Source organism: Bacteroides sp. RCH18 (assembly GCF_058231005.1).
Map to the genome: position 1 here is coordinate 2,936,911 of NZ_JBIPTC010000001.1, position 25,912 is coordinate 2,962,822.

At 44.6% G+C, this 25,912-nt stretch carries 19 protein-coding genes and 1 tRNA gene; 14 read left to right on the forward strand and 6 right to left on the reverse strand.

What is annotated here, in order from left to right:
* Positions 1-176 precede the first annotated feature (176 nt).
* The 5 genes from ACHLI0_RS11790 to secDF all read left to right on the forward strand — a co-directional run bounded on the left by ACHLI0_RS11790 (position 177) and on the right by secDF (position 8,134).
* On the forward strand, positions 177-851 hold the full coding sequence (locus ACHLI0_RS11790) for a rhomboid family intramembrane serine protease (RefSeq protein ID WP_008765306.1): 675 nt from the start codon (positions 177-179) through the stop codon (positions 849-851).
* Positions 832-1,734: a rhomboid family protein gene (locus ACHLI0_RS11795; protein WP_008761931.1), complete on the forward strand. Its 903-nt coding sequence runs from the start codon at positions 832-834 to the stop codon at positions 1,732-1,734. Before ACHLI0_RS11790 ends, ACHLI0_RS11795 begins: the two co-directional genes overlap by 20 nt.
* A 3-nt stretch (positions 1,735-1,737) precedes the next feature.
* The gene (locus ACHLI0_RS11800) at positions 1,738-2,823 is read left to right on the forward strand and encodes an endonuclease/exonuclease/phosphatase family protein (RefSeq protein WP_055229224.1); all 1,086 of its coding nucleotides are present in this window, start codon (positions 1,738-1,740) and stop codon (positions 2,821-2,823) included.
* A gap of 25 nt (positions 2,824-2,848) precedes the next feature.
* Positions 2,849-4,936 carry a M3 family metallopeptidase gene (locus ACHLI0_RS11805; RefSeq protein ID WP_490749219.1) on the forward strand — a complete coding sequence of 696 codons (2,088 nt, stop codon included), beginning with the start codon at positions 2,849-2,851 and terminating at the stop codon, positions 4,934-4,936.
* Between the two features lie 165 nt (positions 4,937-5,101).
* On the forward strand, positions 5,102-8,134 hold the full coding sequence (gene secDF / locus ACHLI0_RS11810; RefSeq protein WP_008765303.1) for a protein translocase subunit SecDF: 3,033 nt from the start codon (positions 5,102-5,104) through the stop codon (positions 8,132-8,134).
* A gap of 173 nt (positions 8,135-8,307) precedes the next feature.
* Here the strand turns inward: secDF and ACHLI0_RS11815 are convergent.
* Positions 8,308-8,379, reverse strand: a tRNA-Arg gene (locus ACHLI0_RS11815).
* Positions 8,380-8,582: 203 nt separating this feature from the next.
* Between ACHLI0_RS11815 and ACHLI0_RS11820 the strand changes: the two genes are divergently transcribed.
* Together ACHLI0_RS11820 and ACHLI0_RS11825 are read left to right on the forward strand one after the other, a co-directional pair.
* Positions 8,583-10,433 carry a 2-oxoacid:acceptor oxidoreductase subunit alpha gene (locus ACHLI0_RS11820; protein ID WP_032840807.1) on the forward strand — a complete coding sequence of 617 codons (1,851 nt, stop codon included), beginning with the start codon at positions 8,583-8,585 and terminating at the stop codon, positions 10,431-10,433.
* Positions 10,434-10,436: 3 nt separating this feature from the next.
* Positions 10,437-11,447, forward strand: a complete 1,011-nt coding sequence (locus ACHLI0_RS11825; RefSeq protein ID WP_490749220.1) for a 2-oxoacid:ferredoxin oxidoreductase subunit beta — start codon at positions 10,437-10,439, stop codon at positions 11,445-11,447.
* 183 nt (positions 11,448-11,630) lie between these two features.
* On the opposite strand, the gene ACHLI0_RS11830 is transcribed toward ACHLI0_RS11825, so the two are convergent.
* From ACHLI0_RS11830 to aroQ, 5 genes are read right to left on the reverse strand one after another with little or no spacing between them, the layout of a single operon-like run.
* On the reverse strand, positions 11,631-12,857 hold the full coding sequence (locus ACHLI0_RS11830) for an FtsX-like permease family protein (RefSeq protein WP_062694253.1): 1,227 nt from the start codon (positions 12,855-12,857) through the stop codon (positions 11,631-11,633).
* Positions 12,854-13,186, reverse strand: coding sequence for a 30S ribosome-binding factor RbfA (gene rbfA / locus ACHLI0_RS11835; protein ID WP_008761924.1), 333 nt, complete (start codon positions 13,184-13,186; stop codon positions 12,854-12,856). The genes ACHLI0_RS11830 and rbfA overlap by 4 nt, the downstream gene beginning before the upstream one ends.
* 16 nt (positions 13,187-13,202) lie before the next feature.
* Entirely contained in the window at positions 13,203-13,841 is a 639-nt protein-coding gene (locus ACHLI0_RS11840) for an O-methyltransferase (RefSeq protein WP_055218663.1), read from the reverse strand.
* A 24-nt stretch (positions 13,842-13,865) separates the two neighbouring features.
* Entirely contained in the window at positions 13,866-15,323 is a 1,458-nt protein-coding gene (pyk, locus tag ACHLI0_RS11845; protein WP_008761922.1) for a pyruvate kinase, read from the reverse strand.
* Positions 15,324-15,354: 31 nt separating this feature from the next.
* Positions 15,355-15,777, reverse strand: a complete 423-nt coding sequence (gene aroQ, locus ACHLI0_RS11850; protein WP_008761921.1) for a type II 3-dehydroquinate dehydratase — start codon at positions 15,775-15,777, stop codon at positions 15,355-15,357.
* 74 nt (positions 15,778-15,851) lie between these two features.
* On the opposite strand from aroQ, the gene xerD reads away from it, so the two are divergent.
* The 7 genes from xerD to ACHLI0_RS11885 all read left to right on the forward strand — a co-directional run bounded on the left by xerD (position 15,852) and on the right by ACHLI0_RS11885 (position 25,904).
* Positions 15,852-16,811: a site-specific tyrosine recombinase XerD gene (xerD, locus tag ACHLI0_RS11855; protein WP_008761920.1), complete on the forward strand. Its 960-nt coding sequence runs from the start codon at positions 15,852-15,854 to the stop codon at positions 16,809-16,811.
* 138 nt (positions 16,812-16,949) lie between these two features.
* Positions 16,950-18,641, forward strand: coding sequence for a tetratricopeptide repeat protein (locus ACHLI0_RS11860; protein ID WP_008761919.1), 1,692 nt, complete (start codon positions 16,950-16,952; stop codon positions 18,639-18,641).
* Between the two features lie 112 nt (positions 18,642-18,753).
* A complete protein-coding gene (locus ACHLI0_RS11865; protein ID WP_490749221.1) occupies positions 18,754-19,869 on the forward strand; it encodes a DUF4369 domain-containing protein in 1,116 nt (371 codons plus the stop codon).
* A 13-nt stretch (positions 19,870-19,882) separates the two neighbouring features.
* Positions 19,883-21,421 carry a YifB family Mg chelatase-like AAA ATPase gene (locus ACHLI0_RS11870; protein WP_490749222.1) on the forward strand — a complete coding sequence of 513 codons (1,539 nt, stop codon included), beginning with the start codon at positions 19,883-19,885 and terminating at the stop codon, positions 21,419-21,421.
* 99 nt (positions 21,422-21,520) lie between these two features.
* Complete coding sequence (locus tag ACHLI0_RS11875; RefSeq protein ID WP_490749223.1) at positions 21,521-23,155, forward strand: tetratricopeptide repeat protein; 1,635 nt, start codon at positions 21,521-21,523, stop codon at positions 23,153-23,155.
* A gap of 198 nt (positions 23,156-23,353) precedes the next feature.
* On the forward strand, positions 23,354-24,562 hold the full coding sequence (locus ACHLI0_RS11880) for a DUF4934 domain-containing protein (protein ID WP_490749224.1): 1,209 nt from the start codon (positions 23,354-23,356) through the stop codon (positions 24,560-24,562).
* 328 nt (positions 24,563-24,890) lie between these two features.
* The gene (locus ACHLI0_RS11885; protein WP_490749225.1) at positions 24,891-25,904 is read left to right on the forward strand and encodes an aldose epimerase family protein; all 1,014 of its coding nucleotides are present in this window, start codon (positions 24,891-24,893) and stop codon (positions 25,902-25,904) included.
* The last annotated feature ends 8 nt before the right edge of the window (positions 25,905-25,912 follow it).

Genomic DNA, 25,912 nt, shown 5'->3' on the forward strand with positions numbered 1-25,912 from the left:
AGATTTCCCATTACGACTTTACAAATATAGATGAACAAAACAACATATCAAATAAAAACATAAAAAAAACGCAGCAAATTATTGAAAAAGAGCTAATAGGGAAGCTTTTCCATGCTTTAAAACAGAATTTATTCGTACTTTTGCGTTCATTACTTAAATATTCAGAATATAAAATTATGCCAACTGTAACTAAAAACCTGATAATTATCAATGTACTAGTCTTTTTCGGGACACTTGTCGCCCAACGATACGGTATCGATCTGACTAATTATCTGGGATTGCATTTTTTCCTCGCCAGTGACTTCAATCCGGCACAGCTTATCACTTATATGTTCATGCATGGCGGGTTCAGCCACATTTTTTTCAATATGTTTGCTGTTTTCATGTTTGGAACTGTTCTTGAACGGACCTGGGGACCGAAACGTTTCCTTTTTTATTATATCGCCTGTGGTATCGGTGCAGGACTTATCCAGGAAGGAGTGCAATACATCAAATATATAGTAGACTACAGCCACTATTCACAAGTGGATATAGGAACGGGAATTATTCCTATGGGAGAGTTTTTGAACATGCTGACCACCGTGGGCGCTTCGGGAGCTGTATATGCCATTTTGCTCGCATTCGGTATGTTGTTCCCCAACAACCAGCTATTCATCTTTCCGCTGCCCTTCCCTATCAAAGCTAAATTCTTTGTTATCGGTTATGCTTTGATTGAACTGTATGCCGGCTTTGCCAATAATCCCGGAGATAATGTCGCGCATTTCGCCCACTTGGGAGGTATGATATTCGGATTTATCCTGATTATGTATTGGAGAAAAAAAAGTAGAAACAATGGGACATATTATAACTGATTTAAAAGAAACGTTCAGAAGAGGAAACACTTTCATCCGACTGATTTACATTAACGTAGGCATCTTTGTTATCGGTACGTTAATCAGTGTCATATTGCAACTGTTCAACCTGAGTGCAACGGGAATATTCGATTTATTCGCCCTTCCGGCTTCCCTTCACCGGTTTATTCTTCAGCCATGGTCATTGCTCAGCTACATGTTCATGCATGCAGGCTTCCTGCATATCCTGTTCAATATGCTCTGGCTGTACTGGTTCGGAAGTCTGTTTCTCTATTTCTTTTCGGGAAAGCATTTACGGGGATTGTATGTATTGGGAGGCATCTGCGGAGGATTGTTCTACATGATAGCGTATAACATCTTCCCTTATTTCAGCCAGACATTGCCGTTCTCCACACTGGTCGGGGCTTCCGCTTCCGTGCTGGCCATCGTAGCTGCCACCGCCTACAGAGAACCGAACTACCGGGTACAACTTTTCCTTTTCGGCGCCGTCCGTTTGAAATACCTCGCACTGATCGTTATCGGAACAGACCTGCTCTTTATTACATCCAACAATGCCGGAGGACACATCGCCCACTTAGGCGGCGCACTTGCCGGACTTTGGTTTGCAGCCAGTCTGAGCAAAGGCAAAGACGTGACTTACTGGATCAACTGGTTCCTTGACGGCTTCGCTTCCCTGTTTCAGAAAAAGACATGGAAACGCAAACCAAAAATGAAAGTACATTATGGAAGCGACACAAGTCGCGAGAAAGATTACGATTATAACGCCCGTAAGAAAGCACAATCGGATGAAGTGGACCGCATTCTGGAGAAGCTGAAAAAATCCGGTTATGAAAGCCTGACGACGGAAGAGAAAAAGAGCTTGTTCGACGCAAGCAAAAGATAAAGAATGGAACACATTGGCAAATTTGTCCTTTATTTGATATTGGCAGTCAACGCACTCTTTGTAGGGATGTTGATTTTGAGTGCCTATAGCCCGTATCTTCAACCGAAAATACACCCGATAGCTTCTTGCCTGGGGCTTGCCTTCCCCATCTTCCTTGCTGTCAACATCTGTTTCACCCTCTTCTGGGTAATCATCAGCTACCGCTATGCCTTATTACCGGTCATCGGTTTTCTGGTGTGTATTCCACAGATACGCACCTATATTCCCATCAATTCTACAGTAGAAACGATACCGGATGGCAGCATCAAATTCCTCTCTTACAATGTGATGGGATTTAACAATCTGGAGAAAAAGGAAGGAAAGAATCCGATATTATCCTATCTGGCTGACAGTGAAGCTGACATAATCTGTCTTCAGGAGTACAATTCAACCAAAAACAAGAAATATCTGACAGACGAAGACATCAGAAAAGCATTGAAAGCATATCCCTACCGTTCCATTCACAATCCGGAAAAAGGAGGCAGTCAGTTGGCCTGTTTCTCCAAATTCCCCATACTTTCGGCACGTCCCATCAAGTATGAAAGCACCTACAACGGTTCGATGCAGTACACCCTCAAAGTTAACGAGGACACTATCACCCTCATAAACAACCATCTGGAATCCAATAAACTAACGAAAGAGGACAAGGTGATTTATGAAGATATGATTAAAGACCCGAACGCAAAGAAGGTAAAAACGGGTCTCCGGCAATTAATAAAGAAACTGGCGGAAGCATCGGCCATCCGTTCTTCGCAAGCGGATTCGGTAGCCGTCGCCATCGCAAACAGCAAATACCCGACTATTATTACCTGTGGCGATTTCAACGACGCTTCCATTTCATATACCCATCGCATCCTGACTCAACAGCTGGATGACGCCTTTACACAATCCGGCAGGGGACTGGGCATCTCCTATAATCTGAATAAATTCTATTTCCGGATAGACAATATTCTGATCAGCCCCAATCAGAAAGCCTATAACTGTACCGTAGACCGTTCGATCAAAGATTCGGACCATTACCCGATCTGGTGCTATATAGGCAAGCAATAAAACAGAAAAAACTTTAATAAATACCATGATGATTAGAAAAACTTTAACCATTTTAGCAGCAAGTTGTATGATGTACTCCTGTGGAACAAAAACAGAAAGCAACCCTTTCTTCACTGAATTTCAAACAGAGTATGGTGTTCCTTCCTTCGATAAAATCAAACTGGAACATTACGAACCCGCCTTTCTGAAAGGTATTGAAGAGCAGAATCAAAATATCCAGGCCATTATCGCAAGCCCGGAAGTGCCTACCTTCAACAATACGATTGTAGCTTTGGACAACAGCGCACCCATTCTGGACCGTGTAAGCGCCATTTTCTTCAATATGACGGATGCGGAAACAACCGATGAACTGACCGAGCTCTCTATCAAAATGGCACCGGTCCTTTCCGAGCACGAAGATAACATCTCCCTGAATCAGGAGCTTTTCAAACGTGTAAACGCTGTATACCAACAGAAAGATTCCATGAATCTGACCACGGAACAGAAACGTCTGCTGGACAAAACTTACAAAGGATTTGTCCGTTCGGGTGCTAATCTGGATGCAGAGAAACAGGCACGTCTGCGTGAAATCAACAAAGAACTTTCCACTCTCGGCATCACATTCAGCAATAATATACTGAATGAAAACAATGCTTTCCAGCTTTTCGTAGACAAGAAAGAAGATTTAGCAGGATTGCCCGAATGGTTCTGCCAAAGCGCAGCCGAAGAAGCAAAAGCTGCCGGACAACCGGGGAAATGGCTGTTCACCCTGCACAACGCCAGCCGCCTTCCGTTCCTGCAATACGCTGAGAACCGCCCTCTCCGTGAGAAAATGTACAAAGCATACATCAACCGCGGCAATAACAATGACAAGAATGACAACAAAGAAACGATCCGCAAGATCGTCTCCCTCCGCCTGGAAAAAGCAAGGTTATTGGGCTTCAACAACTACGCCAACTTCGTACTGGATGAAACAATGGCAAAGAATGACAGCAACGTAATGAGTCTGCTGAACAACCTTTGGAGCTATGCCCTCCCGAAAGCGAAAGCCGAAGCCGCAGAACTTCAACAGTTAATGGACAAAGAAGGTAAAGGCGAGAAACTGGAAGCTTGGGACTGGTGGTACTACACAGAAAAACTCCGCAAAGAGAAATACAACCTCTCCGAAGAAGACACCAAACCTTACTTCAAACTAGAGAATGTACGCGAAGGAGCTTTCGCAGTTGCCAACAAACTATATGGTATCACGCTAAGCAAACTGGAAGGTATCCCGACCTATCATCCGGATGTAGAAATCTTCGAAGTAAAAGACGCTGACGGCTCCCAACTGGGTATATTCTATGTAGACTATTTCCCGCGTTCCGGAAAAAGCGGTGGCGCATGGATGAGCAATTACCGCGAACAGCAGGGAGCAACCCGCCCCTTGGTATGCAACGTATGCAGTTTCACCAAACCGGTCGGCGACACCCCTTCTCTGCTGACTATGGACGAAGTAGAAACTCTGTTCCATGAATTTGGCCATGCCCTGCACGGCTTGCTGACAAAGTGCGAATACAAAGGGACCTCCGGCACCAATGTCGTACGCGATTTTGTTGAACTTCCTTCTCAGATCAACGAACATTGGGCTACCGAACCGGAAGTGCTGAAAATGTATGCCAAACACTATCAGACAGGAGAAGTAATCCCCGATGAAATCATCGAAAAGATTCTGAAACAGAAAACGTTCAACCAAGGATTCATGACCACCGAGTTACTGGCTGCCGCCATCCTCGACATGAACCTTCACATGATAACAGATGTAAAGAATCTGGATATACTTGCTTTCGAAAAAGAAGCCATGGACAAGCTCGGTCTGATCCCCGAAATTGCCCCCCGTTACCGCGTCACTTACTTCAATCATATCATTGGCGGATACGCTGCCGGATACTACAGTTACCTTTGGGCGAATGTACTTGACAATGATGCCTTTGAAGCCTTCAAAGAACATGGAATCTTTGATAAAAACACTGCCGATCTCTTCCGCTACAACGTATTGGAGAAGGGAGACAGCGAAGATCCGATGATACTTTATAAGAATTTCCGCGGTGCGGAACCAAGCCTGGAGCCGTTACTGAAAAACAGAGGAATGAAATAAAACGGCAAAAAAGCCCTTAAACATCAAATATTTGAGGGCTTATTACATATGAATGTGAAAAAAAAACTATATTTGCAGCCTTGTATGCGGCAAAATGGACTTGTATACGGCAGAATTTAACTGAAAATTAAATTAAAAAAGTAATCATCATAAATTAAAAGTAAAATGCAAAACAAAGGATTTGTAAAGGTTTTTGCGGTACTACTCACGCTGGTATGCGTGTTCTACCTCTCCTTCTCCTTCGTAACCCGCCATTACACTAATAAGGCGAAAGAGATTGCGAACGGCGACCCGAAAGTAGAACAAGACTACCTTGACTCTCTCTCCAATGAGAAAGTAATGCTGTGGAACTGGACGCTGAAAGATTGTCGTGAAATGGAGATCAGTTTAGGTTTGGACCTAAAAGGTGGTATGAATGTTATCCTTGAAGTTTCTGTGCCTGATGTTATCAGAGCATTGGCTGACAACAAGCCGGATGAAAACTTCAATAAAGCGCTGAATGAAGCTGCAAAACAAGCTGTCAACAGCCAGGACGATATCATTACCTTGTTCGTCAGAGAATACCAGAAGACTGCTCCGGGCGCAAAACTTTCCGAACTTTTCGCAACACAACAGTTGAAAGATAAAGTTAACCAGAAATCATCAGATGCCGAAGTAGAAAAAGTATTGAGAGCAGAAGTAAAGGCTGCCGTTGAAAACTCATACAACGTGCTTCGTACCCGTATCGACCGCTTCGGTGTTGTTCAGCCGAACATCCAGAGCCTCGAAGATAAGATGGGCCGTATCATGGTGGAACTTCCGGGTATCAAGGAGCCGGAACGTGTGAGAAAACTTCTTCAAGGTTCGGCCAACCTCGAATTCTGGGAAACATATACTGCAAAAGAGATTCTTCCGGCTATGCAGTCGGCTGACTCAAAATTGCGTGCTATCCTGTCACAGGAAACTGCCGCTGATTCTACAGCCACTAACGCAACTGCAGACACAATCCCCGCAGCCAAGCTGGCAGAAGCTACTCCGGCAAAGAAAGCCGTAAGCGTTGCCGATAGTCTCGCAGCTACTCTGAAAGGAGATGCCAAAGACGAAAAGGCGGGAGCAAATATGGAAGAAATCAAAAAGCAATATCCGTTGCTAGCTGTTCTTCAGTTGAATTCAAGCGGTCAGGGTCCGGTGATCGGCTATGCTAACTATAAGGATACAGCCGATATCAACAGATATCTGAGCATGCCTGAAATCCAGTCAGAACTTCCGAAAGACCTTCGTCTGAAATGGGGTGTTTCTCCTTCTGAATTCGATAAGAAAGGACAGACATTCGAATTGTATGCTATCAAGTCTACCGAACGTAACGGCAAAGCTCCGTTGGAAGGTGACGTAGTAACAGATGCAAAAGACGAATTCGACCAATACAGCAAACCGGCTGTAAGCATGACCATGAACTCTGACGGTGCACGCCGCTGGGCACAGCTGACCAAGCAGAACATCGGTCGTTCTATCGCTATCGTTCTTGATAACTATGTATATTCTGCTCCGAACGTAAACTCTGAAATCACAGGCGGACGTTCACAGATTACAGGTCACTTCACCCCGGAACAGGCAAAGGACTTAGCTAACGTATTGAAATCAGGTAAGATGCCGGCTCCGGCCCATATCGTACAGGAAGATATCGTAGGTCCTTCTCTGGGTCAGGAATCTATTAACGCAGGTATTTTCTCATTCGTTGTAGCTTTGATCCTGTTGATGATCTATATGTGTTCCATGTATGGCTTCATCCCGGGTATGGTTGCCAACTGCGCATTGTTCCTGAACTTCTTCTTCACGCTGGGTATCCTTTCATCCTTCCAGGCGGCACTGACCATGTCCGGTATTGCCGGTATGGTGTTGTCACTCGGTATGGCGGTGGATGCGAACGTACTTATCTATGAACGTACAAAAGAAGAGCTTCGTGCCGGCAAGGGTGTGAAGAAAGCATTGGCTGACGGTTATTCAAATGCCTTCTCTGCTATCTTCGACTCCAACCTGACATCTATCATCACCGGTATCATCCTGTTCAACTTCGGTACAGGTCCTATCCGTGGTTTTGCCACTACATTGATTATCGGTATCCTTGTATCCTTCTTCACTGCTGTGTTCATGACTCGTCTGGTTTACGAACACTTCATGAATAAAGACAAGTGGCTGAACCTGACATTTACTTCCAAGATTTCCAGAAACTTGCTGGTAAATACCCGTTTCGACTTCATGGGAACCAATAAGAAATCACTGATCATCGTAAGCGCTATTATCCTTGTTTGTATCGGTTCGTTTGCATTGCGTGGTTTAAGTCAAAGTATTGACTTCACCGGTGGACGTAACTTCAAGGTACAATTCGAGAATCCGGTAGAACCGGAACAAGTTCGTGAACTGATCGCTGACAAGTTTGGTGAAGATGTAAATGTAAATGTGATCGCTATCGGTACAGACAAGAAGACAGTACGTATCAGTACCAACTACCGTATCGCAGACGAAGGTAACAATGTAGACTCTGAGATCGAATCATACTTATACGAAACACTGAAGCCGTTGCTGACACAGAACATCACACTGGCTACTTTCATCGACCGTGACAATCACACAGGCGGTAGTATCGTAAGTTCACAGAAAGTAGGTCCGAGTATCGCAGACGATATCAAGACAGGTGCCGTATGGTCAGTTGTTCTGGCTCTGATCGCTATCGGTCTGTATATCTTGATCCGTTTCCGCAACATCGCTTACAGTATCGGTTCTATCGTAGCTCTGACTTGTGATACGATCATGATTATCGGTGCTTACTCATTGTTGTGGGGTATCGTTCCGTTCTCACTGGAAATCGACCAGACATTCATCGGTGCTATCCTGACGGCTATCGGTTACTCTATTAATGATAAGGTGGTAATCTTCGACCGTGTACGTGAGTTCTTCGGCTTGTATCCGAAACGTGACAAGCGTCAGTTGTTCAACGACTCTCTGAACACTACACTGGCTCGTACCATCAATACTTCATTGAGTACGTTGATCGTATTGCTGTGTATCTTCATCCTCGGTGGTGATTCAATCCGCAGCTTCGCATTCGCAATGATCCTCGGTGTTGTTATCGGTACTTTATCTTCGTTGTTCATTGCATCTCCGATTGCATACAACATGATGAAGAACAAAAAAGTAGTGGTAGCAGCTACGGAAGAATAATAAATTCCAGAAATAGAAAAAGCCTCTTCCGAACATTCGGAAGAGGCTTTTTCTATTGATTATTAAAACAAATAGAAGCTATAAGACGTTAATCTTTAAAGAAGCCATTGTAATACTTAAAACTCAATACAGTATGAAGCAAAACAACACCGCCTCCCGCAGATTTCTCTTAGTAGCCCCGAGGGGAATCGAACCCCTATCTAAAGTTTAGGAAACTTCTATTCTATCCGTTGAACTACAAGGCCGCTTTTATTTTGGTTGCAAAGATAACGGTTTCTGTTGATTTAACAAGAATAAAAATGCAGGTTCCTTTCAGTAAATCCAATTATTTGGCGTCAATAGGACAATAAAGTTCGATTTATTTTGATAATTCGATTAACTTTCCGACCTTTGCGCTCACAAATTGAAAGTAAAATCAGTTTTTAAATTAAATATAGTAATTAAAGTTATGGCAGACGAAATGATGGTTAAAGAATTGGAGGAAGTCGTAGTACGTTTCTCCGGCGACTCCGGCGATGGTATGCAGCTGGCAGGCAACATCTTCTCGAACGTGTCGGCTACGGTAGGAAATGACATCTGTACATTCCCCGACTATCCGGCAGACATCCGTGCCCCGCAAGGTTCACTGACCGGTGTTTCCGGTTTTCAGATCCACGTAGGCGCAGGACAGGTGTACACTCCAGGAGACCGTTGCCACGTATTAGTAGCGATGAACCCCTCCGCACTGAAAACACAAATCAAATTCTGTAAACCGCAAGGACTTATCATTACCGACTCCGACTCGTTCGAAGCCAGAGACCTGGAAAAAGCACAATTTAAGACCAACAATCCTTTTGAAGAATTAGGCGTTAAACAAGAAGTGCTGGAAGTGCCCATCTCTTCTATGTGCAAAGAAAGTCTGAAAGATTCCGGACTGGACAATAAAACGATTCTCCGTTGCAAGAATATGTTTGCGCTCGGACTGGTTTGCTGGCTGTTCAACCGCAATCTGGCAGCAGCGGAAAAGATGCTGCGCGAGAAGTTCGCCAAGAAACCGGAAATCGCAGAAGCAAATATTAAGGTATTGAACGATGGCTACAACTACGGTGCCAACACACACGCTTCTACCTCTACTTATAAGATTGAGAGCAAAGCTCCGAAATCAAAAGGGCTTTATACAGATATTAATGGTAACAAGGCAACGTCTTACGGGCTGATTGCCGCTGCCGAGAAGGCCGGTCTGGAACTGTATCTGGGTTCGTACCCGATCACTCCGGCTACCGACATTCTGCATGAATTGGCCAAGCATAAATCACTGGGAGTAAAAACCGTACAGTGCGAAGACGAAATCGCCGGTTGTGCTTCTGCCGTTGGTGCAGCTTTTGCAGGTGCGCTGGCAGTAACGACAACTTCCGGTCCGGGCATCTGCCTGAAAAGTGAGGCGATGAACTTGGCCGTTATCGGCGAACTTCCATTGGTGATTGTCAACGTACAGCGTGGTGGCCCGTCTACGGGTCTGCCTACCAAATCGGAACAGACCGACTTGCTGCAAGCACTCTACGGTCGTAACGGCGAAAGCCCGATGCCGGTTATCGCCGCCACTTCACCGACCAACTGTTTCGATGCCGCCTACATGGCAGCCAAAATTGCTTTGGAACACATGACTCCGGTCGTATTGCTGACAGATGCTTTCGTTGCCAACGGCTCTGCCGCATGGAAACTTCCCGATCTGAATGACTACCCTGCCATCAACCCTCCGTATGTAACTCCGGACATGGCGGGCAACTGGACCCCGTACCAACGTAACGAAGAAACAGGCGCACGCTACTGGGCGACTCCGGGAACAGAAGGCTTCATGCACCGTATCGGTGGGCTTGAAAAGAGTAACGAAACCGGCGCTATCTCTACCGAACCCGAAAACCACAACAAGATGGTTCACCTGCGTCAGGCAAAAGTGGACAAGATTGCAGACTACATCCCCGAACTTGAAGTGCTGGGCGACGAAGACGCAGACTTGCTGATTGTAGGCTGGGGCGGTACCTACGGACATCTCCGTCTGGCTATGGACTTCATGCGCGAACATGGAAAGAAGGTTGCATTCGCACACTTCCAGTACATCAACCCGCTGCCGAAGAATACAGCCGACGTATTACGTAAATATAAGAAGATCGTAGTAGCCGAACAGAATCTGGGACAATTTGCCGGTTACCTGCGTATGAAAGTACCCGGACTGAATATCAGCCAGTTCAACCAAGTGAAAGGACAGCCTTTCGTTACGAGAGAATTGATAGATGCATTTACTAAATTATTGGAGGAATAAGAGATGAGCGATAAAGTATATACCGTACAAGATTATAAATCAGGTCAGCCTCGCTGGTGTCCGGGATGCGGTGACCACGCTTTCCTGAACTCACTGCACAAGGCAATGGCCGAACTGGGAGTAGCTCCGCACAATATCGCCGTAATTTCCGGTATCGGTTGCTCTTCCCGTCTGCCTTATTATGTAAATACGTATGGCTTCCATACCATCCACGGACGTGCCGCTGCCGTTGCAACAGGTGCCAAAGTGGCTAATCCGGCTTTGACTATCTGGCAGATTTCCGGTGACGGTGACGGTCTGGCTATCGGTGGTAACCACTTCATCCACGCTGTTCGTCGTAACATTGACCTGAACATGATTCTGTTGAACAACCGTATCTACGGACTGACCAAAGGACAGTATTCACCGACTTCCGAACGCGGATTCGTCAGCAAATCGTCTCCTTACGGAACGGTAGAAGACCCTTTCCATCCGGCAGAACTGGCATTCGGCGCACGCGGACGTTTCTTTGCACGTTGTATCGCTGTAGACGGCGCCGCTTCTGTAGAGGTTCTGAAAGCAGCTGCCAACCACAAGGGTGCATCCGTTGTGGAAGTTCTCCAGAACTGCGTAATCTTCAATGACGGAACTCACGCTTCTGTTGCAACAAAGGAAGGACGCGCAAAGAATGCAATCTATCTGGAACACGGCAAACCGATGTTGTTCGGTGAAAACAAAGAGTTCGGATTGATGCAGGAAGGTTTTGGACTGAAAGTGGTGAAACTTGGCGAGAATGGCATCACAGAAAAAGATATTCTGATTCACGATGCTCATTGCCAGGACAATACTCTTCAGTTGAAGCTGGCTTTGATGGAAGGTCCCGATTTCCCGATTGCACTCGGTGTGATTCGTGAAGTAGAGGCGCCTACTTACAACGATGCCGTAGCAGAACAGATTGAAGAAGTCAAAGGCAAGAAAAAATATCACAATTTCCAAGAGTTGCTGATGACAAACGATACTTGGGAAGTGAAGTAATTCACTTGACTGAGAAAAAATAGAAAAGCGCAGGTAAAGGAGTTCGTCTCCTGCCTACGCTTTTTTGTTTATATAGTTTCTGCCCAAATACATAAAATACTTTAGTTCCACTTTAGCAAACTCCCCTACAAAATACCTACACCTCCGTATTCTAAGGTTATAATCTTTTTCTTCTTCAGCCAATTACAGAAGTCGCTTGCTTAAATAGCGCACCGGATACCATACAGACAAGAATCCCACTGCTAAAACAGTAATAAAAATAAGCACTACATCCCACGCATGAACACTTACCGGATAAGCGTCCACCACAAAAGTTCCACCACCTCCGCCAAGGGTAATGATGCCAAACTTCTGCTGAATGAAACACAATATCAACCCCAGTATAATACCGGAGATAGCACCAAAGAGAGAGATGAGCCGTCCCTCAAATAAAAAGATACGGGATATCAGTTTATCACTGGCTCCCAGACTGCGCAAGGTTATGACATCGTCTTTCTTATCCAAAATCAACATGGAAAGAGAACCAATCACATTAAAACAGGCAATCATCAGAATAAAAGTAAGAAACAGATAAGAGATCAGCTTCTCTATTTCCATGATACGGAAAACATCTGCTTGCTGCTGATAACGGTTCTGTACCACAAAGTCATCACCCAGCATTTTTTCTATTTTAGACTGTACGGATGATATATTGGCGTTCGGTTTCAGTTTCAACTCAATGCCGGAAACCTCTGTCGTATAGTCCAATAAGTTACGAAGAAAATCAAGGGAAGTGAGAATATAGCTTTCATCATACTTTTGTTGGTTGACCACGAACACAACACCCGGTGAATAAAGATAGTCACGATTGAAAGAAGCCCCGGGATTCGCCATATTCACTTTGGCATTACGCTTGGGAAGATACACCTGCAAAGGATCCACGAAGGCCAGTCCGGTACCCAAAGTTGAAACCAGTTCCACGCCCATCACCCCATAATTCACTATCGAATCATGAAGAATAAACTCGCCGGCTCCGTAAAGAATGCTATCTATTTCGGTTAAATCCTCAAAGTTATCTTCCACGCCTTTCAACACAACCATAGCCTGACGGTCTTTATATTGCACCATCGCATTCTCTTCCAGCGTCTCTGTAGATACCGAGACCTCCGGAAGCGCACAGACCGCACGAATCTTTTCATCCTGTCCATCGAAGACTTTTCCCTCGCGGATGGTAATCTTCAACTGAGGATCAAAAGCTGTGAAAAAGCTGGCTACCATATCCTGAAATCCGTTGAATACGGAAAGCGTGCAGACCAGTGCCAGCGTAGCAAGTGCCACCCCGCATACTGATATGCCGGAAATAATATTGATAGCATTATGCTTCTTTTTCGAGAAAAGATAACGCCGGGCTATGTAGAAGGGAAAATTCACTTCAGCAAAGAGTCAATCTTCTCAATATAATCCAGTGAGTCGTCCACGAAGAACTTCAATTCGGGAATAATCCGTAATTGATGACGCACACGAGTTCCGAGTTCAAAGCGGATGGACTTCATGTTCTCATTGATATTCTTCACCATTTCTTCTGCTTTCTCTGACGGGAAAACGCTCAGGTACACGCGTGCGATACTCATATCAGGACTGATACGAACAGCGCTGACCGATATTAATATACCCGGCATTGCCTTTGTCTGAAGCAGGAATATCTCGCTCAGCTCCTTCTGCAGTAGGCGGGATATCTTATTCTGTCTGGTTGTTTCCATAAATTTACTCCTTATCTTACTTTTTTCTTATTATAGTTAACCCGTCACGCAAAGGCAGGATTACTTTCTCCACCCGGTCGTCCGTCACAAGGGCGTCATTGAATGCTTTGATGCCAATGGTCTGCGTATCCGTACTACGAGGTTGCTCCAACACATGACCATCCCACAATGTATTATCGGCAATGATATACCCACCTGTGGAAAGATGCTTTAAAACCATCTCGTAATAATCGATATATTTACGTTTATCACCGTCAATGAAGGCCAGATCGAACGTAACGCCCAAATGAGGAACAAGCTCCAAGGCATCTCCTATATAAAAGCGAATCTTGTCCGCAAAAGGAGAATTTTCCAGCCAGGGACGGGTAAAGTCCTCTTGTTCATCATTAATTTCAAACGTATGCAACATTCCGCCCTCTGACAAGCCTTCCGCCAGACAAAGGGCAGAATAACCGCTATACGTTCCTATCTCCAGTATATGCCGGGGGCGAATCATCTCTACAAACATTTTCAGCATCCGTCCCTGTAGATGCCCGGAAGCCATACGGGGACGAAGCAGTTTCACGTGCGTATCCCGGTAAAGTGCTTTCAGATAGTCACTTTCCGCATCGATATGCTGCAAAATATATTCATCAATAGATTCAGTCTCCTGCATAAAACCTTATTTTATAAGTAACAGTTAGAGATAACGATTGTTGTTAGGCAATACAGTTTCTCCCGCGTGTTTCAACGCATCTTCCACGACATTGATTTCGAGGAATGAAGTTTGTGTACCTGCCTTACCGCTACTCAAATATCCTACCATATCTGTCGGCTGCAAACGTCCTTCCTTCAACAGGCGGCGCAAAGCGGCAAAATAATATTCCTGTCCGTTGGCCAGCTCCGGCATATAGATTGCTTCCACTCCATAAGAAAGTGCCAGATGACGCATGGTCTTTTCTTTATAGCAGATAGCCAATACCGGGAATTTGCCACGGAAAGCTGCCAGATTACGGGCGGTCCGTCCGCTATAGCTGTCTGTGATGATGGCACGTATCTTCAGTTTCGATGTAGCTTTCACTGCCTGTTTAGCAAGGAAGGCCGTTACATCGTTACTGTTTTCGTTCAATGGGATACGGATATCATTTTCTTCCAGTTTATCTTTTTCAGCCTGAGCTGCGATCTTGGTCATTGTCTTGACTGCATCTACCGGATATTTGCCATAAGCAGTCTCACCGCTCAACATCAGAGCATCCGTACGATAGTAGATTGCATTCGCAATATCGGTCACCTCCGCGCGGGTCGGACGAGGATTGTTGATCATGGTATGAAGCATCTGAGTCGCAACGATTACCGGTTTCTTTGCCAGGATACATTTGCGGATCAGCACACGCTGGATACCCGGAATACGTTCCTGCGGCACTTCGATACCCAAGTCACCGCGAGCTACCATCACGCCGTCCGCCACTTCAAGAATCTCGTCGATGTTGTCCACCCCTTCCTGATTCTCAATCTTGGCAATAATCCGGATATCACTGTTGTGAGCATCCAGGATTTCACGGATATCGAGTACGTCCTGACGGTTACGCACAAAAGAGTGAGCGATGAAATCGATATCTTTTTCAATCGCGTAAAGTATATTGTTACGGTCTTTCTCTGTCAATGAAGGAAGATTGATACGAACACCCGGAACGTTCACGCTCTTGCGGCTTCCCAACGTTGCATCGTTTTTCACTTCGCAAAGCAGATAATCGGCTGTCTTATCGATTACTTCCAGTTCAAGATCACCATCGTCAATCAGAACCAGACCTCCGATATTCAAATCGTTCACAAAGTTAGGATACGAAACAGCGATACATTCACGAGTCGTCTCCTGATCAGGATTGCCGACAATCTTTACTTTATCACCTATCTGATATGGAATCGGTTCCGCATTGGCAGTTGTACGTACTTCCGGTCCTTTGGTATCCATGAGGATTGCAATCCGGTTGGATACGGAACGTACATTAGCAATCAACGCTTCAAAACCTTCACGGCTAGCGTGAGCCGTATTCATACGTACCACATTCATCCCAGCTTCAAACAGCTGTTTTATAAAGTCCACATCGCAACGTCTGTCCGAAATGGATGCGACGATTTTTGTCTGTTTCAGTAACATAGCCTTTTTACCTATTTAATATATTAATACCTTATTTATTACCTAACAAAGCCTCCAGAGCCAACCGATACGAGTTCAGCCCGAAGCCACAGATCACTCCTTTGCACGCGCAGGCGATCATAGATACATGCCGGAAAGACTCACGGCTATGTACATTAGAAATATGTACCTCGATCACCGGAGAAGTCACAGAACGAATGGCATCCTGCAGAGCGATGGATGTATGTGTATAAGCGCCGGCATTCAGAATGATGCCGTCTACCTCAAAACCTACCTGCTGAATGCAGTCAATCATTTCTCCCTCAATGTTCGATTGAAAATAGTCGATCTCCAAATCAGCATATCTTTTACGAAGCTCAGCCAGATAGTCTTCAAATGTAACACTTCCGTATATGGAAGGTTCACGTTTGCCCAACAGATTGATGTTCGGGCCATTAATAATTTGTATTCTCATCGCCGTAGTCCTGCTTTTTTAATACCTTTGTATCCAAAGAACAATATTTCAGGCTACAAAGGTAGAAAAAAGAAATGGAAATCAACGAAAAAAACAAGAAGAAGGAGCAACAAGCACTGATAATCAGAAAGTACCAGCAGTACCTCAAGCTGGAAAAGTCTTTATCTCCCAATACATTGGACGCTTATCTGACCGATCTGGATAAACTGATGAGTTTTCTGACTCTGGAAGGGATAGATGTTCTTGAAGTATGCCTGTCCGATCTCCAGCGTTTCGCTGCGGGATTGCATGACATCGGCATTCATCCCCGTTCTCAGGCACGCATTTTATCCGGCATCAAGTCCTTCTTCCGTTTCCTGATTATGGCGGATTATCTGGAGGCTGATCCCAGCGAACTGCTGGAAGGTCCCAAGATCGGATTAAAACTCCCCGAAGTGCTGACCGTAGAAGAGATCGACAACATCATCTCCTCCGTAGACCGCAGCAAAGCCGAAGGACAGCGCAACAGAGCTATTCTGGAAACATTATACAGCTGCGGACTCCGTGTATCCGAACTTGTCAGCCTCAAATTATCCGATCTCTATTTCGATGAAGGCTTCATCAAAGTAGAAGGTAAAGGAAGCAAGCAACGTCTTGTTCCCATTTCTCCCCGTGCCATTAACGAGATCAAACTTTATTTCTTGGACCGCAACCGGATAGAAGTTAAAAAAGACTATGAAGATTTTGTGTTTGTCAGCCAACGGAGAGGCAAATCACTTTCCCGGATTATGATCTTTCATATGATAAAAGAATTAGCACAAAATGCGGGTATCACCAAAAACATCAGTCCGCACACTTTCCGGCACTCCTTTGCCACTCATTTACTGGAAGGTGGCGCCAATTTACGGGCCATCCAGTGCATGCTCGGACACGAATCGATTGCGACGACCGAAATTTATACCCATATCGACCGAAACATGCTTCGCAGCGAGATTATCGAGCATCATCCCCGAAATATCAAGTATCGGCGAGAAAAAGAGTCGGGTTTTCATTAAATTATGATAAAAACCTCCTGCTAACTACATAATTATATTAAGAATTAATATCTTTGCGATGTTTTTCCTTTATTAGGATTGAAAAGGGGTTATAAATATGACGATATTTCAATTACAAACATTTAATTTATACCTAAAATGACAAAGAAGTTGTACTTGCCTTTACTCATGGCAATTGTTGTTGCACTTTTCTCTTCGTGCAAGAAAATGGGTCCCCTGTCAGCGGACTACTTCACTGTTACTCCACAAGTGTTGGAAGCAGTAGGTGGTAAAGTTCCTGCTACCATTAATGGTAAATTCCCTGAAAAGTATTTCAAGAAAAAAGCTGTAGTAGAAGTTACTCCGGTTTTGAAGTGGAATGGCGGTGAAGCTAAAGGACAAAGTGCTGTGTTCCAAGGAGAAAAAGTAGAAGGAAACGATCAGACTATCTCTTACAAAGTAGGTGGTAGCTATACAATGAAAACATCTTTCGACTATGTTCCTGAAATGGCAAAATCTGAACTGTGGCTTGAATTTAAAGCTAAAGTTGGTAAAAAGGAAGTCGTTATCCCCGCTGTGAAAGTAGCTGATGGTGTAATCTCTACTTCTGAATTGGTAAATAACACATTGGGCAGCGCTAACCCGGCTCTGGGCGAAGATGCTTTCCAACGTATCATCAAGGAAAAACACGATGCTAACATCATGTTCTTGATCCAACAGGCTAACATCCGTTCAAGCGAGTTGAAAACTGCTAAAGAATTCAACAAGGAAGTTGCTAACATAAACGAAGCTGCCAACAAGAAGATCAGCAACATCGAAGTTTCTGCTTATGCTTCTCCTGATGGTGGTGTAAGCCTGAATACAACTCTGGCAGAAAACCGCGAAAGCAACACTACCAAGATGCTGAACAAAGACTTGAAGAAAGCTAAGATCGACGCTCCGGTTGACGCTAAATATACTGCACAGGACTGGGAAGGTTTCCAGGAACTGGTTTCTAAATCTAACATCCAGGATAAAGAACTGATCCTTCGCGTATTGTCTATGTATCAGGATCCTGCACAGAGAGAACAAGAAATCAAGAACATCTCTTCTGTATACAAGAACCTGGCTGACGATATCCTTCCTCAACTGCGTCGTTCTCGTTTGACTTTGAACTACGAGATCATCGGTAAGTCTGACGAAGAAATCACTAAGCTTGCTTCTTCTAATCCTTCTGAACTGAACATCGAAGAATTGTTGTATGCTGCTACACTGACTAACGATCCTGCAAAACAGGAAGCTATCTATACTCAGGCTACAAAACAGTTCCCTAACGATTACCGCGCATACAACAACCTTGGTAAGCTTGCTTATCAGGCTGGTAACGTTGACAAAGCTGAATCTTACCTGAAGAAAGCTGCCAGCGTAAACGCTGCTCCTGAAGTAAATATGAACTTAGGTTTGATCTCTTTGATCAAGGGTGACAAAGCTGCTGCTGAAGCTTACTTCGGTAAAGCTGCAGGTACAAAAGAACTTGGCGAATCTATGGGTAACCTGTACATCGCTCAAGGCCAGTACGAAAGAGCAGTTAACTCATTCGGTGACGCTAAGACTAACAGTGCTGCTTTGGCTCAAATCCTTGCTAAGGACTACAACAAAGCTAAAAACACACTGGCAGGCGTAGAAAAACCAGATGCTTACACAGACTACCTAATGGCAGTTCTGGGTGCTAGAACTAACAATTCTTCTATGGTAACCAGCAGCTTGAAAAGCGCTGTTGCTAAAGAACCTGCGTTGGCTAAGAAAGCTGCAACAGACTTGGAATTCTCTAAGTTCTTCACAAATGCAGACTTCATGAGCATCATCAAATAAGAGAATTACCACTCTATTTTAGATATTGAGAATTGCTCGTCATTACAAATGACGGGCAATTCTTTTTTTTATCTGTAAAAAACCGTACTTTCGCAGAAAAGAAATCAAAGCAATGAAAAAGAGTAGTATTTTAATCCTCATCATTATCTGTCTGGTCGGATGCAAGAAGGGCTCCAATGAGACAACCATCACCGGAGAGATCAAAGGACTCGGAACAGATACACTTTATTTGTACGGCATGGACGAGCTGTACGACCGGATAGACACCATTTATGCAGAAAACGATAAGTTCTCCTACACTACCAGCGTAGATACAATCACTTCTGCCTATCTGTTACTCAAGAACCGGATTGAATATCCTGTCTTTCTTGATAAGGGTAACAAGGTCAAGATAAAAGGAGATACGATCAACCTGAATTTCCTGACTATCAGCGGAAATATATACAATGAGGAGTTCACAGACTTCCAGAAAGCACTGGAAGGTCCGGCTGATCCTTCAGAAAAAGCCGGCGAAGAAACAGTGGATAAAAGAACAACCGTAGAAAAAGCAAACATTGCCGAAGAAATGGCGGAAGAGTTCATACTGCAACATCACTCCTCCTATGTAAGCCTTTACTTATTAGACAAATACTTCGTTCAGAAAGAAACGCCTGACTTCAGCAAAATCAAAAAGCTAGTTGAAGTAATGACAGGTGTATTACAGGACAAACCGTATATCGAACGTTTGAATGAAACAATCACTCAGGCAGAGAAATCGGAGATTGGCAAATATGCACCTTTCTTCAGCCTAACCAATGCTAAAGGAGAAAAGATTACCCGTTCATCAGACGCCTTCAAGCAGAAAAGCCTGCTGATCAACTTCTGGGCTTCCTGGAACGACAGTATCTCTCAGAAGCAGAGCAACAGCGAGTTAAGGGAAATCTACAAAAAGTATAAGAAGAACAAATATATAGGAATGCTCGGCATCTCGCTGGATGTAGACAAACAGCAATGGAAAGACGCCATCAAACGCGATACGCTGGACTGGGAACAGGTATGCGATTTCGGCGGACTCAATTCTGAAGTAGCCAAGCAATATTCTATCTATAAAATACCTGCCAACATACTTCTCTCGTCGGACGGAAAGATTTTAGCTAAGAACCTTCGGGGAGAAGAGCTGAAAAAGAAAATAGAAAACATCGTTGAGGAAGCGACAGAAAAAGAAAAGAAAAACAAACAGAAAAAATAAACGGTAATCAAACGTGCTAATTAAAGTTTTCGGAGCGGCTGTTCAAGGGATTGATGCAACACTCATCACAATCGAAGTCAACAGCTCGCGTGGCTGTATGTTCTATCTCGTCGGTCTTCCGGATTCCGCAGTGAAGGAAAGTCACCAACGTATTATCTCCGCACTGCAAGTCAATGGCTATAAAATGCCGACCAGCAACCTGGTTGTAAATATGGCGCCGGCCGATATCCGCAAGGAAGGCTCGGCTTATGATTTACCTCTTGCCATCGGCTTGCTGGGTGCCAGCGAAACCATATCTTCCGAAAAGTTATCCCGCTATCTGATGATGGGAGAACTTAGTCTTGACGGGAGCATTCAGCCGATCAAAGGAGCACTGCCTATTGCTATCAAAGCCCGTGAAGAAAACTTTGAGGGACTCATTATTCCTCAACAAAATGCGCGGGAAGCAGCAGTCGTCAATCAACTGAAGGTATATGGCGTCAGTAATATCAAAGAGGTTATCCAGTTCTTCAATGGTGAGCGGGAGCTGGAACAAACGGTTGTCAACACGCGGGAAGAGTTTTATCAACAGCAAGCAGCCTTTGACCTGGACTTTGCAGACGTAAAAGGACAGGAGAATGTGAAAAGGGCTTTGGAAGTTGCCGCCGCCGGAGGACACAATCTCATCATGATCGGCGCTCCCGGCAGTGGTAAATCAATGATGGCTAAACGCTTACCTTCCATCCTTCCTCCCCTCTCCTTGGGCGAAAGCCTGGAAACGACCAAAATACATTCCGTTGCAGGAAAACTAAACCGGGGCTCTTCACTGATTTCCCAACGGCCATTCCGTGATCCCCATCATACGATATCGCAAGTTGCAATGGTGGGAGGCGGAAGTTTTCCCCAACCGGGAGAAATCAGCCTGGCGCATAACGGAGTTTTATTTCTGGACGAATTACCCGAATTCAATAGAGGGGTATTAGAAGTCCTGCGCCAGCCACTGGAAGACCGGCAGATTACCATCTCCCGCATAAAGAGCACAATCAGTTATCCCGCCAATCTGATGCTCATTGCATCCATGAATCCATGTCCTTGCGGCTACTATAATCATCCGACCAAGGCATGTGTATGCAGTCCCGGTCAGGTACAAAAGTATCTGAACAAGATATCCGGTCCGTTGCTGGACCGTATTGATATTCAGATAGAGATTGTTCCTGTTCCGTTCGACAAGATATCCGATCAGCGGCAGGGAGAAGCAAGCAGTGTTATTCGGAACAGAGTCATTCAGGCACGCCGGATACAGGAACAGCGCTATGCCGATCATCCCGGCATCTACTGCAATGCACAGATGAACAGCAAGCTATTATCCATTTATGCGCGGCCGGATGACAAAGGACTATCCCTACTGCGAAATGCAATGGAACGCCTCAATCTTTCCGCACGCGCATACGACCGTATATTAAAGGTGGCACGTACCATTGCCGACCTTGAAGGTGCGGAACTGATACAGCCCTCCCATTTGGCTGAAGCCATCAGTTACCGCAATCTGGACAGGGAGAACTGGGCGGGATAAAATCACTTGACAGTAAATAGAAGTAAATCAATAAAATACCATAAAGAAAAAGTCTTTGTCTCATATAAAATACTATTTTCGCAAGATAGAATCTAGTATATGAATAAACACGACAACCCATATTACCCCCTATTTCTACTCATCGGATGGCTTATCATGCTGAGTAGTTGTCAACCTGCCCCATCTCACCTTCTGGAAAAAGCGATGCAGATGGAGAATGTATCAACCGACAGTATCTTTTTCTACCTGCAACAAATAGAAGAACCCGACAAATTACCTCTCAATGATCAGGGAGATTATTACCTGTTGCTCTACAAGGCAACTCTGTGGAAAACAGGAACACCTGATGATTCATTATTGCAGATCGCCATCCGGCAATATAAACAAAACGAGCAGCAAATCCAGTATGTACGGGCACGCATTGAGCAAAGCGCCTCCTATTTATATCGTAATCTGCCCGATTCCACATTACTGATGAGCGAACAAATCCTGAAAGGATACCAGCTAAATGATACGCTAAAAACAAGGCTGTACGGGCTACGAAGGGCAGCATACAGCAGAAAGCAGGATTATCCGCAGGCATTGGTGATGGCAGACAGCAGCAGACAACTGGCTCTTAAGATGAAAGATACACTTTTCTATTTTTCTACCAGCCAGCTATATCTGCAAATTATAAACAAAATGCAAGATCATAACAGATACACCCAAAGCTATCTGCAGCTAATGAAAGAACTTATGGATTCGCCCAAATACCAGTCTTTGAATTATTATGCGTTGGAAAGTCTGTTGAATACCAGTCTGCAAAGAAAGGATTTCCGGCAAGCACTCATATATCTTCAACAATTATCGAGCCAACGGCGCGGAAGAAATGAAGTACCACATTATCTGCTGCTATGCGGAAGAACCCACGCCGCCTTGAACCAGATTGATTCCGCCAAATATTACTATCAGCAAGCCGCTATTTCATCTTCCAGCTTTATTGCCATGGAAGCCAATGCACGCTTATTCAATCTGATCAACGAAAAAGAATATCCGGAACAAGTCTTTTATACCAAACAGAAGGAAAGCACGATAAGGGACAATATACTGAATAATATCAGTACAGGGATACGGGAAAGGGAATTCAACCAACTCAAATTACAGAACGAATTATACCAGCTGCATCTGCAACAGCAGCAAAGGGAACTATGGATGCTGGGAATCGTTACAACTCTGCTGAGTATCGGATTCATCGCATTTTTCTTTTATCAGAGAGAGAAAAAGAAGCGACTGCTGCGGGAAAACCAGTTATTGTACAAAGAAGCCGAAGTAAGTGGACTACGGGAGAAAGAAATCCGGCTAAGGAATAAAGAGGCTGAACTCCGTGAAGCGCTTTTCCGGAGAATGCCATTCTTTCATAAGCTGCCTTCACTCCAAGCCAGCAACAATCAGGACGAACCGGGCACCAGTCACAAGATAGTAGTGACAGATGCAGAATGGGCAGAAGTCACTTCAGTAGTGAACGATGCGTTCGACAATTTTGTCGTCCGATTACGACAGGCTTATCCACAGTTGGGAGATAAAGAAATCGGCTTCTGCTGCCTCGTCAAAATCAATGTCAACATACAGGATTTATCCGATATCTATTGTGTGAGCAAAGCAGCCATTACCAAACGGAAATATCGAATAAAGACTGATAAGCTGGGAATTACCGATGAGAATATAAGCTTAGACAGTTTTCTCAAAGTTTTTTAGCTGCCGACACGGGGTAGTTGAAGTCTTTGTCCGCCTGAAAACGGACACACATAGATATTATACATCTAATAATCAGCGACATACTGCTATCCACATCGTATCTTTTTGTCCGCCTGTTTTTTTGTTTTTCTACTCACTTCGGTCTACTTTTGCCTCAGTGATAATCAGAAAAACAGTACTAACCAAATACAGAACCGTATGAAGAACAGAATTATTATTTTAAGTTTATGTACTAGTTGTCTACTTGCAATTGTTGCTTTTGTATACAACAGTGAAACAAAGACCGATCCGCTGGCACTCTCCCCTATTGTAGCGAAACGAGTCACGACATCTACCGGCACATTGGTCTCATGTAATTTAAAGGCTTTGAAAGACACAGTAGACATTCCACTCAGCTATTTGACAGAAGAACTTCAAGTTGTCAAACTAGACAACCGGGACGAAGCACTGGTAGGAGGCTGGATACGCACCACAGTGGGAGAAAAATACATCCTGGTGAGCAATAACAAACAGACTCCCTACAAACTTTTTACCCGCGACGGCAAATTCATCACCACTATCGGTGCCTACGGACAAGGGCCCAACGAATATGGAAACACATACGCCGACCAGTTGGACGAAGTCCACAACCGTATCTACATACTGCCCTGGCAGAGTGACAAACTGCTCGTATTCGATTTACAAGGCAATCCTCAGCCTCCCATTCCTTTATGTATGCGCGTGCCCAAAGGCAAATTCAGAGTAGATACGGAAAAGTCGGAAGTCACTCTGACAACTCTGCCTTTCGAAGGCTGGCCGGCTGTCGTGTGGACACAAGATTTCAAAGGTAAACGCAAGAACTTTATCGCACCGGGACATCTGACCGTTCCGCGCGACTTTAGCAACGAAGTATTTATGGATAATAATACTAATGATTACAGCGTTATGTTAATGGTGATCATGCCTGCCCCACGAACGGACAGTCTGTACCACTATAACGCAGTCCAAAATCGACTCGAAGCCAGATTCACCGTGGAATATCCGAACAAGGAGAAAATCCCCTGGCACGGTTATTCCGAATACCCGCGTCATTTTATCGGAGACGTTTCCGTGCCGATACAAGTATCAGAAAACACTTGGAGCGGCAGCAAGCCTGCCAAGTATATCATAGATAAGAAAACACTGCATGGCAGCTACTTCCGCCTGTACAATGATTTCCTGGGAACGAAAAAGATGCAGATATGGCCCTCATTCGGCAATGGTTATTATGTTGCCAACATGGAACCTGCCCAGCTAAAAGAAACACTGGAAAAAGAAATAGCCCGAAAAGATATTCCGGCGGAGGCAAAGAAACGTGCACAAACATTGATAAATTCACTGGATGAAGAAGGCAACAACGTCATTCTACTCGCTAAAATGAAGAAATAACTATCAGAAAGCCAGAGGGTGTTTCAAAAGTCAGTAGTAACTAAAATGGGGTTGTCTAAAATTTACTATGAATGAAAGAATTGCGTATTCACCTACCACCTCCCCCTGCGGGTACTCCTCCTTCCTGAAGGAGGAGATTTAAGATACTACCGATTTTAACACACCTTCCGGCATTCCGTTGAGAGAGCACATCCCCATTTCCTTTCGATAGAAAAACACAGACACAATTCTTATAATTGTCCATCTTTAAACTGATTTTCTCTATTTTCTGATTCTTTGATTTTGCCTTCCTTTGCAAAGCAAAAGATTCATATAAAATAAGCAGATCATGCAGTTTACGATTACACATTGGGGATGTACTCCGTCGGGAGATTCCATCTATCTGTTCCGGTTGACCAATGCTTCCGGAGCCTCCATCGAGCTTACAAACCTGGGAGCCACCTGGGTTTCGGCCAATATACCGAACAGATACGACGTCTTTGAAAACATTTTGCTGGGATATGACAAAGTAGAAGGATATCTCAAAGACACCTATTATATGGGAGCCACTGTCGGCCGGTTCGCCAACCGTATTCATCAGGCATCCTTTTCTATCGAAGGCACTACCTATCTGCTGGAGAAAAACGACGGAGAGAACACCAATCACGGTGGACTATCCGGCTTTCACAAGAAGATATGGCAATGGAAGCAGACAGATTCCGGCATCCGTTTCCTTCTCCACTCTCCGGACATGGAAGGAGGATATCCGGGGAATGTACAGGCGGAAGTGGAATATCAATTCACAGAAACCAACGAACTGACAATCAGCTATCGCGGAACCACAGACCGCCCTACTTATCTGAATCTGACCAATCATGCCTACTTCAACCTGTCCGGCGATAAACGAAAAATAACGGAGCATGAGCTCATGATACCTGCTGCACGAATATTAGAGACAACCTCACAATTTATTCCTACCGGACAGACACAGGACGTCAAAGACAGTCCGTTTGATTTCAGCACCAGTCGCAGCATCGGAGCACATCTTTACGACGATAACGAGCAGTTGCACTGGAATAAGGGATACAATCATTGCTATATCCTGAAAGAAGAGTCGTCCGACACGTTATTGACAGCCGCCGTATTATCCGACCCTTTCTCCGGCAGAAAGCTGACTGTCAGGACTGACTTACCCGGTGTTTTATTATATACCGCCGGCTATCTCGATCCCACGCCGGATATCGGTATATGTCTGGAGACACAATACTTTCCGGATACCCCTTCGCATCCACATTTTCCGTCCTGCCTGCTCATGCCGGGGGAAAAGTATTACCACAGAACTATTTATACATTCGAAAAATGATTTCTTGA

Bases quoted from the DNA above. Each gene is read 5' to 3' on its own strand.
- ACHLI0_RS11790 (WP_008765306.1), top strand. From the start codon at position 177: ATGCCAACTGTAACTAAAAACCTGATAATTATCAATGTACTAGTCTTT.
- ACHLI0_RS11795 (WP_008761931.1), top strand. From the start codon at position 832: ATGGGACATATTATAACTGATTTAAAAGAAACGTTCAGAAGAGGAAAC.
- ACHLI0_RS11800 (WP_055229224.1), top strand. From the start codon at position 1,738: ATGGAACACATTGGCAAATTTGTCCTTTATTTGATATTGGCAGTCAAC.
- ACHLI0_RS11805 (WP_490749219.1), top strand. From the start codon at position 2,849: ATGATGATTAGAAAAACTTTAACCATTTTAGCAGCAAGTTGTATGATG.
- secDF (WP_008765303.1), top strand. From the start codon at position 5,102: ATGCAAAACAAAGGATTTGTAAAGGTTTTTGCGGTACTACTCACGCTG.
- ACHLI0_RS11820 (WP_032840807.1), top strand. From the start codon at position 8,583: ATGGCAGACGAAATGATGGTTAAAGAATTGGAGGAAGTCGTAGTACGT.
- ACHLI0_RS11825 (WP_490749220.1), top strand. From the start codon at position 10,437: ATGAGCGATAAAGTATATACCGTACAAGATTATAAATCAGGTCAGCCT.
- rbfA (WP_008761924.1), bottom strand. From the start codon at position 13,186: ATGGAAACAACCAGACAGAATAAGATATCCCGCCTACTGCAGAAGGAG.
- ACHLI0_RS11840 (WP_055218663.1), bottom strand. From the start codon at position 13,841: ATGCAGGAGACTGAATCTATTGATGAATATATTTTGCAGCATATCGAT.
- pyk (WP_008761922.1), bottom strand. From the start codon at position 15,323: ATGTTACTGAAACAGACAAAAATCGTCGCATCCATTTCGGACAGACGT.
- aroQ (WP_008761921.1), bottom strand. From the start codon at position 15,777: ATGAGAATACAAATTATTAATGGCCCGAACATCAATCTGTTGGGCAAA.
- xerD (WP_008761920.1), top strand. From the start codon at position 15,852: ATGGAAATCAACGAAAAAAACAAGAAGAAGGAGCAACAAGCACTGATA.
- ACHLI0_RS11860 (WP_008761919.1), top strand. From the start codon at position 16,950: ATGACAAAGAAGTTGTACTTGCCTTTACTCATGGCAATTGTTGTTGCA.
- ACHLI0_RS11865 (WP_490749221.1), top strand. From the start codon at position 18,754: ATGAAAAAGAGTAGTATTTTAATCCTCATCATTATCTGTCTGGTCGGA.
- ACHLI0_RS11875 (WP_490749223.1), top strand. From the start codon at position 21,521: ATGAATAAACACGACAACCCATATTACCCCCTATTTCTACTCATCGGA.
- ACHLI0_RS11880 (WP_490749224.1), top strand. From the start codon at position 23,354: ATGAAGAACAGAATTATTATTTTAAGTTTATGTACTAGTTGTCTACTT.
- ACHLI0_RS11885 (WP_490749225.1), top strand. From the start codon at position 24,891: ATGCAGTTTACGATTACACATTGGGGATGTACTCCGTCGGGAGATTCC.